Below are 14,408 nucleotides of genomic sequence, written 5' to 3'. Positions count from 1 at the left end.
ACGCCGACGCGGCCGAGCACGCCGACAGGCGGCGAGTCGCCGATGGTGGTGTTCGAGAAGGTGGTCAAGCAGTTCGGCGACCACGTGGTCCTGGACCACCTCGACTTCACCGTGCGGCGGGGCGAGCGGGTCGCGCTGATCGGCCCCAGCGGGTCGGGCAAGACGACGATCCTGCGCCTGCTGATGACCCTCGAGGAGGCGAACGACGGCGTGATCTGGGTGGAGGGCGAACCCCTGACCCACCAGTTCAAGGGCGACACGCTGGTCAAGGCCTCCCAGAAGCACCTGCGCGCCGTCCGCTCGAAGATCGGGATGGTGTTCCAGCAGTTCAACCTGTTCCCCAACATGACGGTGCTCGAGAACATCACCGAGGCGCAGATCCACGTCCTGGGGCGGTCCAAGGGGGAGGCGGTGGAGCGGGCACGTGAGCTCCTCGACACGGTCGGTCTCGCGGACAAGGAGAACGCCCACCCGACCACGCTGTCGGGCGGGCAGCAGCAGCGGGTCGCCATCGCCCGGGCGCTGGCGATGGATCCCGATATCCTGCTCCTCGACGAGGTCACCTCGGCTCTCGATCCCGAGCTTGTCGCCGACGTGCTCGGGGTGCTGCGGATGATCGCCGAGTCCACCGACATCACGATGCTCATCGTGACCCACGAGATGGGGTTCGCCCGCGACGTGGCCGACCGCGTGCTGGTGTTCGATCAGGGCAAGATCGTGGAGGAGGGCACCCCCGAGGCCATCTTCACCGATCCCAAGCAGGACCGGACACGCACGTTCCTCAAGGCCGTCCTCGAACGGTGACCCGCCCCGTGTGGCGTGACGCTTGACCGTGACCCGGCCGCCTGTAGGATTGTCGACAATCAGACGGTTCCATGGAAGGCGCGCCGATGACCCTGTCGCACACGGCCCTCGAACTGGCCGACGGCTACCGCCGGGGCGAACTCTCCCCGGTCGATGCCGCCGAGGAGGTGCTCACCGCGATCGATCGGGTCGACGGCGAGATCAACGCCTTCTGTCACGTCGATCGTGACGCGACGCTGACGGCCGCGCGGTCGTCCGAGGAGCGGTACCACCGTGGTGAACCGCTGAGCCCGCTCGACGGCGTCCCCACCACGATCAAGGACATCTTCTACACCCGCGGCGTCCCGACGCTCCGGGGTTCCCGCCTCCTGGCCGACAAGCCCGGTGCGTCCGATCCCGCCTCGTGGCCCGACGACGCCCCCGTCACATCGGCGGTCGGTGAGGCCGGGTGCGTGGTGATCGGCAAGACCACCACCCCGGAGTTCGCGTGGAAGGGGGTCACGGACAACACGCTCACCGGGATCACCCGTAATCCGCACGACCCGGGCCTCACCCCGGGCGGATCCAGCGGCGGGGCGGCGGCCGCGGTCGCCGCCGGGCTCGGCCAGCTCGCGCTGGGCACCGACGGTGGCGGGTCGGTGCGCATCCCCGCCGCGTTCTGCGGGATCGTGGCGCTCAAGCCCACCTACGGCGTGATCCCTATGTTCCCGTCCAGCCCGTTCGGCACGCTCGCGCACGCCGGGCCGATGACCCGCACGGTCGCCGACACGGCGGCGTTCATGGACACCCTGCTGCGTCCGGACCCCCGCGACTGGTCGGCGGTGCCGGCGCGCGCGACGACCCCCGGTCCGGGCGGGTACCTCGCTGCGGCCGTCGACGGCTCACGCGGGGACCGCCCACTTGAGGGACTGCGCGTCGCGTACAGTCCCGACCTCGGTTTCGGCACCACCGACCCGGAGGTCGAGCGGGAGGTCGGACGCGCGGTCGCCGTACTGGAATCGCTGGGAGCGCGGGTCGAGACGGTCGACCCCGGGATCACCGACCCGGTCGACGCGTTCCACGTCCTGTGGTTCGCCGGACTCGCCGCGGTCCTCGCGCCCCACGGACCGGGCGCCGTCGACCACGTCGACCCGTCGATGCGCGAGGCGCTGGGGCGGTACCACGACTACTCCGCCGCCGACTATCTCGACGCCGTCGCGGTGCGGATGGCCCTGGGCGCGCGGATGGCCGACTTCCACCAAGCCCACGACATCCTCATCACGCCCACCACGCCGATCGCCGCCTTCGCGGCGGGATCGGACGTGCCGCCGGGCTGGCACAGTCCCGACTGGACGTCGTGGACGCCGTACACCTATCCGTTCAACATGACCCAGCAGCCGGCGCTGAGCGTCCCCTGCGGGACGACCGACGCGGGCCTCCCGGTGGGGCTGCAGGTGGTGGGTGCGCGGTTCGAGGACCGACTGGTGGTCCGGGTCGGTGCCGCACTCGAAGCCGCGCTCGGTCAGGTCGTGCCCACCCCGCGGGTCCACGCGGCGGAGCGGCCGGGGGACGGTCGGCCGTGATCGACTCGACCGCGGGACTGGAACCCGTCGTCCAGGAGTCGACGCCGTCCCTCATCGCGCGCGCTCTGCGGAGGGGCATCGCGGACGGCTCGCTGGCCCCCGGGACACAACTGGGCGAGGCCGCTCTCGCACGCTCGCTCGGCGTGAGTCGCGGCCCGCTGCGCGAGGCGATGCAGCGGCTCACCCAGGAGGGGTTGCTCGTCTCGCACCGCAATCGCGGACTGTTCGTCGCCGACCTGACGCCCGACGCCGTCGAGGACATGTACCTGCTGCGGACGACCATCGAGACCGGTGCTCTGGAGCGGGTGCTCGATCTGGGTCTGGGGGAGGCCACTGCCGACGCCCTCGACGCGGCCGTCGACGCCATGGCGGCGCTGGCCGACGAACCCCGGTCTGCGGCCATGGTGGCGGCGGATCTGGACTTCCACCACGCGCTGGTGGAGGCCGCGCGGAGCCCGCGGTTGTCGCGGGTGCACGAGACCGTGGTGGTGGAGACGAGTATGTGCCTCCACGCGATGCGCAGCACCTATACCGACGCCGCGTCCAGGCTCACGGAGCACCGCGCGATCGCGGACGCGGTGCGCTCGGGCGACCGACTCCGGGCCCGGACGTTGCTCGTCGACCACATGCGGGACGGGCTGGCCAGGGTCAGCGAGGGCGCGTAGCTCGGGGGACGGCGGTCAGGGCACGGAGCTCAGTTTCTCGACCCGAGGCCGTTCCGCAGTGCCCACGCCACGGCCTGCGGCCGGGTCGTCACCCCGATCTTGCGGTAGGCGTCCCGGATGTAGGACTTCACGGTGTTGATCGACAGGTAGCAGGCCGCGGTGATCTCCTCGTTCGACCGGCCCTGGGTGATGAGCGCCAACATCTCCGCCTCCCGGGGGGTCAGGCCCACACCGCCAGTGGGCCACGGCGCGGCCGGCCCGGAGTCCTCCCGGTCGATCACCGTGACGCGCTCACCGGCAGCGATGCGTTCGATACCGCTGACCAGCTCGTCCCCGATCAGGGACTTGGCGAGAAAACCCCGGGCCCCGGCCGCCAGCGCCTCGTCGACGGCCTTCGGATCGGTGATGAACGAGTAGACCGCCACCGCGCCGATCTGCGGGTCACGGGCGAGTTCGGCGCACCGCTGCTGCCACCCGGGGCCGGAGCCGAAGGTGTCGAACAGGGCGACGTCGACCGGCGTGGCGACGTCGGTCGCGTGATGGGTCGGCACCACGTGCACCCGGTCGGCGTACGGACCCAGCAGGGCCTCCACGCCGGCGACGACCAGCGAGTAGTCGTTGACCACCGAGACCCGGACCTTCATGAAGGGACATTAGCAGTTGTGACCCATCCCACCCCTGGGGGTGTGCCGAATCCCCCGGGGACATCGGAAGCTGGACCGGACGGCGAGGGGAACCATGATGCAGACAGCGATGACCAGACTCGACGATCGGTGGGCGTGGGCCGACTCCGGGATGTGCCGCGAGATCCCGGACCTCTTCTACAACTCGGAGGACGAGGCCAAGTCGACGCGGCGCCGCAAGGAGGCCGCCGCCAAGAAGCTCTGCGGGCAGTGTCCGGTCATCGACGCGTGCCGCCAGCACGCGATGGCCCAGCGTGAGCTGTACGGCGTCTGGGGCGGGATGACCGAGGCCGAGCGTCACCGCCGAGCCGGCCGCGTGCGCACCGGCTAGGGGAGCCAGCGGGTCGGCTCGGTTCGGGTCGGCTCAGCGCACGGGGATCGCGACCAACTTGGTCTCGACGAACTCTTCGATCCCGCTGAGCCCGCCCTCGCGCCCCAGCCCGGACTGCTTGATGCCGCCGAACGGGGCGGCCGGGTTGGACACCACGCCGACGTTGATGCCGACCATGCCGGCCTGGAGCCGCTCGGACATGGTCATGGCGCGGTCGAGGTTCTCGGTCATGACGTAGGAGACCAGGCCGAACTCGGTGTCGTTGGCCAGTGTCACGGCCTCGTCGTCGGTGTCGAACGGTACGAGGGCGGCGACGGGGCCGAAGATCTCGGTCGACATCAGCTCGGCGTCCGGGGTGACACCGGTGAGCACGGTGGGCGGGTAGAAGTAGCCGGGGCCCTCCAGGCGCGAACCGCCGGTCAGCACCTCGGCCCCGCGCTCGACGGCGTCGTCGACCAGGTCCACGACCTTGGTGACGGCCTTCTCCTCGACCAGCGGGCCCACGTCGGTGCCCTCGGTGGTGCCGTCACCCACGGTCAGGGCGGACATCTTCTCGGTCAGGCGCCGACCGAACTCGTCGAGGACCGAGCGGTGCACGAGGATCCGGTTGGCCGACGTGCAGGCCTCGCCCATGTTGCGCATCTTGGCGGCCATCGCGGCGGCCACGGCGGTGTCCATGTCCGCGTCCTCGCAGACCACGAACGGCGCGTTGCCGCCGAGCTCCATGGAGGTGCGCAGCACCCCGCGCGCGCACTGCTCGAGGAGCGTGCGGCCGACGGGCGTGGATCCGGTGAAGGACAGCTTGCGGGCGATGCCGGAGTCGATCCACGGCTCCACCACGCCGCCGGCGTCGGTCGTGCACACCACGTTGAGGACGCCGTCGGGCAGCCCCGCCTCGCGCAGGAGGTCCACCACGTACAGCGAGGTCAGTGGCGTGAGGTTGGCGGGCTTGAAGACCATGGTGCAGCCGGCGGCGATGGCGGGTCCGATCTTGCGGGTGGCCATGGCCAGGGGGAAGTTCCACGGGGTGATGAGGATGCACGGTCCCACGGGCTCGTGGGTGACCATGAGCCGGGTCTTGCCGTCGGGGGAACGGCGGGCGTCGCCGCGGATGCGGCAGGCTTCTTCGGAGAACCAGCGGAAGAACTCGGCGCCGTAGGTCACCTCGCCCTTCGCCTCGGCCAGTGGCTTGCCCATCTCTGTGGTCATGAGCAGCGCCAGCTCGTCGGCGCGCTCGACGATTAGCTCATAGGCCCGGCGCAGGATCTCGGCCCGCTCGCGGGCGGGGACCGCCGCCCACGACGGCTGGGCGCGACCGGCGGCCTCGATCGCGGCGGCGGCATCACCGGCCCCGCCGTCGGCGATGGTCGCGATCGCCTCACCGGTCGCGGGGTTGACCACGTCGAACGTCGCGCTGGAGGCGGCGTCGCGCCAGGCCCCGTCGACGTGGATGCCGGTCCCGAGGGCACTGATGATGTCGGCTGCGGAGCGGGTCATGTGGGCCTCCTGGTGGGTGCGGGGCTGGGGTCGGGACGGGGGTCGGGGTCGAGCAGTTCGAACAGGTGACGGCCGGTGCGGCCTGGTCCCGTGGTGGGGTCGCCGGCGCCGAGGTGGTCGACCTGGGTGGCGCACGAGAACCCGTCGGTGAGGACGGGGGCGTCGGTGTCGGCGCGCAGGGCGGGGGCGAGGGCTAGTTCGGCGACGGCCGCGGTGACGGTCTCGTGGCCGGCGGTGAAGCCGAAGTCGCCGGCGACGCCGCAGCAGCCGGTCGCCTCGCGGACCGAGCCCACGCCGAGGGCGGTGAGCATGGCGCGTTGGACGCGGTTGCCGAAGGTCGCGTACTCGTGACAGTGGGTCTGGACGGTGACGCGGTCCGGGGGCGCGCCGCCGGGCCACGCGGGGGCGCGGCCCTCGGCGGCGAGTCGGCCGAGGTGGTCGGCGGAGGAGCGGACACGGGCGGCCACGCGGCGTGCGGCGTCCGCGTGGGGGGTGTCGGCGAGCAGGCGGGGGAGGTCCTCGCGGAGGGTGGCGGCGCAGGAGGGTTCGACGACGACGACGGGGACCTCCTCCCCGCCCGGCCCGCGGATCGCGTCGAGGCGGCGCGCGGTCGAGGTCATGGTGCGGCGTGCGGCGTCGAGTCGGCCGGTGGTGACGTGGGTCAACCCGCAGCACTGGTCGGCTGTGCAGGCGACGGAGGTGTGCGTGCCGCCCAGCACGCGGGCGGCGGCGCCGGCGGCCGCGGGGCGCAGTCCGCGGGTGAACGAGTCGAGGAACAGCACGACCTCTGCGGAGGTGCGCCCCGGTGCCGGTTCGCGGACGGTCCACACGCTCTCCGGTACCCGGGCGAGCTCGTCGCGCAGCTGCCGGGCGGACGCGAAGCGGGGCAGGGTGCGCTCGGTGTTCAGGCCCCCGATCCGCGCCGCGGCGCGGCCGGCGCGGGTTCCCAGCAGGGCGTTGATCGGCCCGGCCGCGCGGACGGTGCCGCGCAGCCACAGCGGGAGCAGGCCCAGCGAGTAGTGGGCCGTCGGCCGGATTCGACGCCTGTAGCGACGGTGGAGGGCCTCGGACTTGAAGGTGGCCATGTCGACGCCGGTCGGGCAGTCCGAGGAGCACGCCTTGCACGCGAGGCACAGTTCGAGCGACTCCTCGACGGCCGGGTCGTCGATCGGCAGGGTGCCGCGGACCACCTCCTGCAGGACGCGGGCCCGACCGCGGGTGGAGTCCTTCTCGTCCCCGGTGGCCCGGAAGGACGGGCACATCACGCCACCGGAGGTGGTGCGGCAGCGGCCCACGCCGATGCAGGCCTGGACCGGGTGGGCGCCGTCCGGCGAGGTGAGCAGGCCCAGGTCGCGCCGGCCCACCCCGGCCAGGGCCAGGTCGGCGTCGAGGGGCCGGGTGGCGGTCAGGCCGCCCGGGGCGAGGATCCCCGCCGGGTCCCAGACCCCGGCGAAGCGGGCGAAGGCGTCCAGCATCTCGGGCGAGTACATCACCGGCAGCAGTTCGGAGCGGGCACGGCCGTCGCCGTGCTCCCCGGACAGCGACCCGCCGTGCCGCACGACGAGGTGGGCGGCGTCGGTGCAGAACGCGCGCATGACGGCCCGGCCCGCGTCCGAGCGCAGGTCGAAGCTGATGCGGATGTGCATACATCCCGCCCCGAAGTGCCCGTACATGACGCCCGTGAGCTCGTGCCGGGCAAGCAGGTCGCGGAAGTCGGCGAGGTAGTCGGCCAGCCGCTCGGGGGCGACGGCGGAGTCCTCCCAGCCGGGCCAGGACTCGATGGTCGCGCCCGTCGCCGGATCGGTCAGTCTCGAGCTCAGCCCGGCGCCGTCCTCACGCACGCGCCACAGGTCCGCGCGGGCCACGGGATCGGTCACGACGAGGACCTCGAGAGCGTGGCCGTCCCGCGTCAGCTCGTCGGCCAGTTCGGCCACCCGGGCGTCGAGCCCACGACCGCCGGCGCCGGCCTCGTCGTCGTCACCCCCGTCGTCGTCGCCCCCGTCGTCGTCACTCCCGTCGTCATCGAGTTCCACGAACAGCCACGCGTGGCCGCGCGGCAGCTCGGCGACCGAGTCGGCGCCGCGGCGCTGCCGCATCGTCGCGACGATCACCTCGTCGATACCCTCTACAGCTGTGGGGCGGTGTCGCAGGATGGCTGGCACGTCCCGCGCAGCGTCCACCACGTCGGCGTACCCCACGACCGCCAGCCCGGTGCGCGCGGAACGGGGGACGGCCCGCACGGTCGCGGCGGTGACGATCGCGCACGTGCCCTCGGAGCCCACGAGGGACCGCGCCACGTCGAAGCCCTCCTCGGGCAGCAGGTGACGCAGGTGGTAGCCGGACACCTGGCGGGGGAGGCGGCCGAGTTCGGTGCGGATGGCGGCCAGGTGGTCGGCGGTCAGGTCCTGCAACCGTGTGGTGAGGTGCTCGGCGCGGGCGGCGGCGGGCGCGTCGGCCGGATCGGTGGCCTCGACGCCGCTGCGGGTGGCGGTGAGGCGCAGTCCGTCGGCGGTGACGATCCGCAGCGCCTCGACGTGGTCGGCGGTCCGGCCGTGGCGCACGGAGTGGTTGCCGCACGCGTCGTTGCCGATCGCGCCGCCCAGGCAGGCGCGGGACTGGCTCGAGGGGTCCGGGGCGAAGGTCAGGCGGTCGCCCGTGGCGGCGTGGACGGCCTCGCGCAGGGCCGTGAGCACGGTGCCGGCCTCGGCGGTGACGGTCCCCGCCGCCTCGTCCACCTCGAGGACCCGGTTCATGTGCCGGGACAGGTCCAGGACCAGGCCGGTGCCGATCGCGTTCCCGGCCATCGACGTGCCGCCGCCGCGTGCGGTCGCGGGCACCCCGAGCCGGTGACACACGGCCAGGGCGGCGGCGACCTCGCTCTCCGACCGCGGGAACAGGACGGCCGCCGGCACGACCCGGTAGTTCGAGGCGTCGTAGGAGTACTCCGCGATCCGGCGGGGGTCGGACTCGGGCGCCAGGCCCGCGTCCACGAGCGCGCGAACGAGCGCCCGCCCGGGGGCGTCCGGTGCGACGCGGGAGGTCACGCCGCCCCGTTGCACACCCGGTGCACGGCGCGGGTGAAGCGCTCGACACCGGCGTCCACCTCGTCGGCGGTCACCACCAGCGCGGGAATGAGGCGCACGACCGAACCGGTCGGGCCGCAGGTCAGGGTGAGCAGGTCCTCGTCGATGCACGCCTGCTGCACCGCCGCGGCCAGGCGGGCGGCCTCGAGCGCACCGGAGCTGCCGGCGGGCGCGCCTGCGTCGCCGAACTCGACGCCCAGCATGAGCCCGGTCCCGCGGATGTCGCAGATCTCGCCCACGTCGCCGAGGGTACGCCGGAGCCCGTCGAGAAGCTGGGTCCCGCGGGCGGCGGCGTTGTCCACGAGACCTTCGCGCTCGACCACGCCGAGGGTGGCGACCCCGGCCGCCGCGGCGACCGCGTTTCCGCCGTAGGTCCCGCCCTGGGATCCGGGCCAGGCCTTGGCCATGAGGGCGGAGGGTGCGGCGATCGCGGAGATGGGGAAGCCCGACGCGATGCCCTTGGCGGTGATGATGATGTCCGGCACGAGCCCGTCGGTGTGCTGGTGCCCCCAGAACCGGCCGGTGCGCCCGATGCCGGCCTGGACCTCGTCGAGCACCAGCAGCGCGCCGATCCGGTCGGCGCGCTCGCGCAGCCCCTGCAGGTAGCGCGGGGGAGTGGCCATGTACCCGCCGTCGCCCAGCACGGGTTCGATGAGGAAGGCCGCGATCTCGCGGGAGTCGACGCGGGTGGCCATGAGGTAGTCGAGTTCGGCCAGCGCGAAGTCGATCGCGTCGTCCTCCGTCCACCCGTGGCGCAGGGCGTGCGGGAACGGGGTCATCACCACGCCGCCCATGAGCGGGGAGAACCCGGCGGAGAAGCGGGTGCCGGCGGTGGTGAGGCTGGCGGCGGCGACGGTGCGCCCGTGGAAGCCGCCCTGGACGGTGACGATGTTGGGCCGGCCGGTGGCCATGCGGGCCAGCCGGACCGCGGCCTCGACCGCCTCGGACCCGGAGTTGGCGTAGAAGACCGAGTCGATCCCCCCGGGCAGGTGCTCGCCCAGTTTCTCGGTGAGCTCCAGCAGCGGCTGGTGCATGACGGTGGTGTACTGCGCGTGGATGATCTTCCCGCACTGCTCGCGGGCCGCCGCGACCACGTCGGGGTGGCAGTGGCCGGTGCTGGTCACGCCGATGCCGGTTGTGAAGTCCAGGTAGTCGCGGCCGTCGGTGCCGTGGATCCACGAGCCGAGGGCGTGGTCCACCACGACGGGCGTGGCCTGCTTGAGATGGGGCGACAGGTGCGCGGTCATGGGTGCCAGTGTGTGGCGCGTCATGGTCGATTGTCAACAATCCGACGATCCTGGTTTCCGGCAGGGTCGGCGCGTTACGGTGGGGCCATGACGCAGCCGCACCATGACCCGGGCAACCGCGACCTGGGCCACCACGACCCGGGCAACCATGACCCGGGCACCCGGCCGACCGTCGTCGTCCTCACCGCGGACGGTGTCGAGCCCCCCACCACCCTCGCGCTCATCCGCGAGCTCGCCGACGTGCGCGAGTGCACGGCCGACACCCTCGTGCTGGCTCTGCCCGGGGCCGAGATCCTGCTGGTGTGGGACATCTTCTCCGACGCCCTGGCCTCCGCCTGGCACGCCGCCGACGCGCTGCGGTGGGTCCACGTGGCCGCCGCCGGGGTGGACAAGCTCCTGTTCGACGAGCTGCGCGACTCCGACGTGCTGGTCACCAACGCCCGCGGGGTCTTCGACGGGCCGATCGCCGAGTACGTCCTGGCCTGCGTCCTGGCCCACGACAAACGGCTCCACGAGACCGAGGCCCTGCAGCGCGCGGGTCGGTGGCGCCACCGCGAGACCACGCGGGTGGCCGGTCGGCGCGCCCTGGTGGTGGGCACCGGCGGCATCGGACGGGCCACCGCGCGCCTACTGCGGGCGGTCGGGCTCGACGTCAGCGGGGCCGGACGTCGACCGCGCGACGACGACGAGGACTTCGGCCGCGTCCTGGATTCCGCGCACCTGTCCGAGCATCTCGGCGAGGTCGACCATCTCGTCATGGTGGCGCCCCTGACCGACGCGACGCGGGGGATGCTCGGCCCCGCGGAACTGGCCGCCCTGCCCGACGGCGCCCACGTGGTGAACGTCGGTCGCGGAGAGTTGGTCGATCAGGACGCCCTCACGCGCGAGATCGGGACGGGCAGGCTCTCGGCGCACCTGGACGTCCTCGTCGTCGAACCCCTCCCCGGGGGCGACCCGCTCTGGACCCTAGACGGCGCGCACATCAGTCCCCACATGTCCGGCGACGTCGTGGGGTGGCGGGACACCCTCTCCGGGCAGTTCCTCGACCACCTGCGCACGTGGACCGGCGGCGGGACTCCCGGCCCACCGGTGGACAAGGGTCGAGGATACGTCAGCGGCTGAGCGGTTGTCCGGGGGAATCTCCCCGGATACGGTCTCCTCCGCGAGGGGCGGCACCCCTCGCTTTTCCCGAGTCAGCCGGGGTTTTCAGGCTGAGGAGAGAAAGGAGTCGTAGGTGACCATTGCCATAGATGACTACCAGTCCCGCGTGAGCGGGCGGCCGGAGATCGTCGAGCGCCGGGACCCCGTCCTGTGGGGACGCAGTGAGGATCCCGAGGTCCTCCAATTCGGCGAGCGCGGCTACATCCAGCGCGAGGGCGCACTCGACCGGCAGCGGATCGACGGCTGCCTGGCCGAGATCGACCGCATCGGATCGGATCCGCGGATGGCCGGCGATCCCCGGATCATCCGCGAGGCCGGCAGCGAGGCCGTCCGTTCGATCTTCGACGTCCACGACCTGAGTGAGGTCGTGTGGGAGGCGGTCGAGCGATCCGGCGCGATCGACCTGGCCCGGCAGATCCTGGGCTCGGACGTCTACGTCCACCAGAGCCGGCTCAACTACAAGCCCGGTTTCGCCGGAGGCGCCTTCTACTGGCACTCGGACTTCGAGACCTGGCACGCCGAGGACGGGATGCCGCGGCCGCGTGCGTGCAGCGCCTCTTTGGCGTTGACGCCCAACGAGACCTACAACGGTCCCCTGATGATCATGCCGGGCACGCACAAGTACTACGTGCAGTGCGCTGGGGAGACGCCGGAGGACTACTACAAGGAATCGCTCGTCTCGACGTCGCCGAAGATCGGCGTCCCGTCCGAGGAGCACATCTCCGAGATGTACGAGCGCCACGGTCTCGACGTGCTCACGGGCGGGGCGGGATCGATGACGATGTTCGACTGCAACGCCCTGCACGCCTCGGGCGGCAACATCACGCCGCTGCCCCGGGCGAATGTGTTCATCGTGTTCAACAGTGTCGAGAACGAGTTGACCGAGCCGTTCGCGGGTACCCCGCCGCGGCCGGACTTCCTCGCGCGCCGGCCCTGAGCCGGGCACTGATGCCGGGCCCCGCGGGTGCGGGACCCGGCATCAGTGCCCCGGAGTCAGGCGGGGTCCAGGCCGACCTCGCGGGCGCCGTCGGTGAACGCCTCGACGAACGCCTGCAGCGGTCGCCGCCGGGCGTCCCGCCGGCGATAGGTGATCGACACCGTCCTGGTGAGCTCGTCCGTCAGGGGGATCACCTCCACGTCCGCGCCGAAGGTGCTCAGCCCGAGGTCGGAGGCCAGGGTGACCCCGAGGCCCGCGGCGACCAGGGACAGCGCCGTGGACTGCTCGCCCGCCTCGTGCCGCACGTCGGGTTCGAACCCCGCCTCGCGACAGGCGATCCGCACCGCGCGACCGAAGTGCGACCGCGGGTGCGCGACGACCCACGGCGCGTCGGCGAGGTCGGCCAGCGACAGTCGGGTCGAGTCCACGAAGCCGCGGGGGACGACCGCGTGCAGTGACTCCCTCGCGATGGGCACCCGCACCAGGTCGGTCACGTCCGCCATCACGTAGCTGGAGTAGTCCAGCACGAACGACAGATCGAGCGAGCCGTCCCGGACCGCGCCGGTGGTGTCCTCCGGGGCGAGCTCCCGGGTCCGCACCACGATGCCCGGGTGGTCACGGGCCAGGATCCGCATCCCGGCGGGCAGCAGCGTGACGGCCACCGACGCCCACACCCCGGCGGTGAGGTTCGTGCCGACGCCCGCACGGGCCGATTCCATGGCGTGACCGGCGTCCTCCACGGCGGACAGGATCGTCCGCGCGTGCCCGGCCAGTATGAGCCCCGCCTCGGTCAGCGCGAGCCCGCGACCCCGCTTCTCGAACAGCGGGGTCCCCGCCTCCCGCTCGAGCAACGAGAGTTGCTGCGACACGGCCGAGACGGTGTATCCCAGCGCGGCCGCGACCGCGGTGACGGTGCTGCGGCGCTCCAACTCGGCGAGCAGCCGTAGCCGGTGCAGTGACGGCTCCATTCCCCGAGCGTAGGAGCGCGCGGACGCATCGTGCAGGAAAAGTGAACGGTCCGGTCCACGAAGTCTCGCTGGACCCCCGGGACGCATGCTCCCATGCTGGAGACATCCCCGCCGGACCAGCCGGCGGACGAGGTCGCCGAGGAGGCGAGCACCATGACGTCCATCGAGATCCCGGGCACCACCGGTCATACCGGATCAGCCCCGCAGACCGTGCCTGCCGGGCACTGCGCCCCCGCACAGGTCGCCCCCCCGGCTCCGGAGAGCGCCGGCCGGTCGAGCCGTGAGCCCTACCTGCGGCTGCACTGGAAGGACGACGAGACCGGGGCCCGGGGTTACCTCGTGGTCGACACCCTCGTCGGCGGTCTGGCCACCGGCGGGACCCGCATGCGCGCCGGGTGCACCCTCCGCGAGGTCGAGGACCTGGCCCGCGGCATGACCCGCAAGACAGCGGCGTTCGACCTGCCCATCGGCGGGGCCAAGGGCGGCATCGACTTCGACCCCAAGGACCCCCGCGCCATCGACGTGCTGGGCCGGTTCTGCGAGGCCATGCGGCCGTTCCTCGACCGGCACTGGGTCACCGCCGAGGATCTGGGTGTGCCGCAGCACCTTATCGACGAGGTGTTCGCCGGGCTGGGGATGCGGCAGTCCTACCACGCGGCGATCGAGCGGTCGGCCGATCCCGCCGCCACCGCCGAGCGGATCTTCCGCGGGCTGGGCGCCGAGGTTCCGGGCGGGCTGCTCGGCGACGTGATCGGCGGCTACGGGGTCGCGCAGGCGTGCCTCGCGGCGGCGTACGTCCGGGGCTGGGACATCGAGCGCACCTCGGTGGCCGTCCAGGGCGTGGGCACGATGGGTGGCGGCGCCGCCTGGTACCTTCACGAGGCCGGGATGCGAGTCGTCGCACTGGCCGACGCCGTCGGAACCCTCTACGACCCGGCGGGACTCGACGTCCCGGCGCTCCTGGCGACCCGCGACCGCTTCGGGGAGATCGACCGTTCGGCCGTCCCCGCCCGGGTGCAGCGGCTGGACCGCGACCGGATCCTCGGCATGGACGTGGACGTGCTCGTGCCTGCCGCCGTCTCGTACGCCATCACCGCCGACAACTGCCCCGAGGTCACCGCACCGATCGTGGTCGAGGCGGCCAATGCCGCCACCACGGCCGACGCGGAACTCGACCTCACGGCCCGCGGGATCGCGGTGCTGCCGGACTTCGTCGCCAACGCCGGGGCCGTGGCCTGGGCGTGGTGGCTGATCCTCGGGGAGGTCGACGACCAGCCCGAGAGTTCGTTCCTCCGCCTGAGCCGCGAGATGACCGCCAAGGTCGCTGACCTGCTCACCAGATGGGATCCGAGCCGGGGCCCGCTGCGGTGGATCGCCGACGTCTCCGGCTCGGTCCGGACGGTGCCGCCGGTCGTCGTGCCCTGACTCCGCCTTCGCGCTCGGCTCGTTCGGGCGCGGTCGGGATACCGA

General features: G+C 72.6%; 12 protein-coding genes. 7 read left to right on the top strand and 5 right to left on the bottom strand.

Translation table 11 applies throughout. The annotated features are described in order from the left end of the window. Positions 1 to 42: 42 nt before the first annotated feature. The 3 genes from ehuA to Q2K20_RS13125 all read left to right on the top strand — a co-directional run bounded on the left by ehuA (position 43) and on the right by Q2K20_RS13125 (position 3,031). Positions 43 to 804: an ectoine/hydroxyectoine ABC transporter ATP-binding protein EhuA gene (ehuA, locus tag Q2K20_RS13135; RefSeq protein ID WP_069388850.1), complete on the top strand. Its 762-nt coding sequence runs from the start codon at positions 43 to 45 to the stop codon at positions 802 to 804. A gap of 86 nt (positions 805 to 890) precedes the next feature. After that, the gene (locus tag Q2K20_RS13130) at positions 891 to 2,366 is read left to right on the top strand and encodes an amidase (RefSeq protein WP_119192633.1); all 1,476 of its coding nucleotides are present in this window, start codon (positions 891 to 893) and stop codon (positions 2,364 to 2,366) included. After that, positions 2,363 to 3,031 (top strand): GntR family transcriptional regulator, encoded by a 669-nt coding sequence (locus Q2K20_RS13125; protein ID WP_069388851.1) that lies wholly within the window; start codon positions 2,363 to 2,365, stop codon positions 3,029 to 3,031. The genes Q2K20_RS13130 and Q2K20_RS13125 overlap by 4 nt, the downstream gene beginning before the upstream one ends. Before the next feature lie 29 nt (positions 3,032 to 3,060). On the opposite strand, the gene Q2K20_RS13120 is transcribed toward Q2K20_RS13125, so the two are convergent. After that, positions 3,061 to 3,675: a helix-turn-helix transcriptional regulator gene (locus Q2K20_RS13120; protein WP_069388852.1), complete on the bottom strand. Its 615-nt coding sequence runs from the start codon at positions 3,673 to 3,675 to the stop codon at positions 3,061 to 3,063. A 97-nt stretch (positions 3,676 to 3,772) separates the two neighbouring features. Here Q2K20_RS13120 and Q2K20_RS13115 point away from each other — a divergent pair, with 97 nt between their 5' ends. Beyond that, positions 3,773 to 4,045, top strand: coding sequence for a WhiB family transcriptional regulator (locus Q2K20_RS13115; protein ID WP_167507195.1), 273 nt, complete (start codon positions 3,773 to 3,775; stop codon positions 4,043 to 4,045). A 33-nt stretch (positions 4,046 to 4,078) separates the two neighbouring features. On the opposite strand, the gene Q2K20_RS13110 is transcribed toward Q2K20_RS13115, so the two are convergent. The 3 genes from Q2K20_RS13110 to Q2K20_RS13100 are packed head-to-tail and all read right to left on the bottom strand — an operon-like array spanning position 4,079 to position 9,872. Continuing rightward, positions 4,079 to 5,542: an NAD-dependent succinate-semialdehyde dehydrogenase gene (locus Q2K20_RS13110; RefSeq protein WP_269501618.1), complete on the bottom strand. Its 1,464-nt coding sequence runs from the start codon at positions 5,540 to 5,542 to the stop codon at positions 4,079 to 4,081. Beyond that, positions 5,539 to 8,586, bottom strand: a complete 3,048-nt coding sequence (locus tag Q2K20_RS13105) for an FAD-binding and (Fe-S)-binding domain-containing protein (RefSeq protein WP_269501616.1) — start codon at positions 8,584 to 8,586, stop codon at positions 5,539 to 5,541. The genes Q2K20_RS13110 and Q2K20_RS13105 overlap by 4 nt, the downstream gene beginning before the upstream one ends. Beyond that, the gene (locus Q2K20_RS13100) at positions 8,583 to 9,872 is read right to left on the bottom strand and encodes an aspartate aminotransferase family protein (protein WP_069388771.1); all 1,290 of its coding nucleotides are present in this window, start codon (positions 9,870 to 9,872) and stop codon (positions 8,583 to 8,585) included. Before Q2K20_RS13100 ends, Q2K20_RS13105 begins: the two co-directional genes overlap by 4 nt. Before the next feature lie 87 nt (positions 9,873 to 9,959). On the opposite strand from Q2K20_RS13100, the gene Q2K20_RS13095 reads away from it, so the two are divergent. Together Q2K20_RS13095 and thpD are read left to right on the top strand one after the other, a co-directional pair. Next, positions 9,960 to 10,994 carry a D-2-hydroxyacid dehydrogenase gene (locus Q2K20_RS13095; RefSeq protein ID WP_269501612.1) on the top strand — a complete coding sequence of 345 codons (1,035 nt, stop codon included), beginning with the start codon at positions 9,960 to 9,962 and terminating at the stop codon, positions 10,992 to 10,994. A 112-nt stretch (positions 10,995 to 11,106) separates the two neighbouring features. After that, entirely contained in the window at positions 11,107 to 11,970 is an 864-nt protein-coding gene (gene thpD / locus Q2K20_RS13090) for an ectoine hydroxylase (RefSeq protein ID WP_069388772.1), read from the top strand. Between the two features lie 56 nt (positions 11,971 to 12,026). Here thpD and Q2K20_RS13085 read toward each other — a convergent pair whose 3' ends face one another. After that, positions 12,027 to 12,938 (bottom strand): LysR family transcriptional regulator, encoded by a 912-nt coding sequence (locus tag Q2K20_RS13085; RefSeq protein WP_069388773.1) that lies wholly within the window; start codon positions 12,936 to 12,938, stop codon positions 12,027 to 12,029. Positions 12,939 to 13,031: 93 nt separating this feature from the next. On the opposite strand from Q2K20_RS13085, the gene Q2K20_RS13080 reads away from it, so the two are divergent. Continuing rightward, positions 13,032 to 14,363, top strand: a complete 1,332-nt coding sequence (locus tag Q2K20_RS13080) for a Glu/Leu/Phe/Val dehydrogenase dimerization domain-containing protein (RefSeq protein WP_253695500.1) — start codon at positions 13,032 to 13,034, stop codon at positions 14,361 to 14,363. Positions 14,364 to 14,408: the final 45 nt, after the last annotated feature.

Origin of the sequence: Dietzia sp. IN118 (assembly GCF_032905965.1) — a bacterium.
Lineage (GTDB): Bacteria > Actinomycetota > Actinomycetes > Mycobacteriales > Mycobacteriaceae > Dietzia > Dietzia kunjamensis.
Note: the sequence above shows the minus strand (reverse complement) of the source record. Positions and strands in the feature narration are given on the sequence as shown.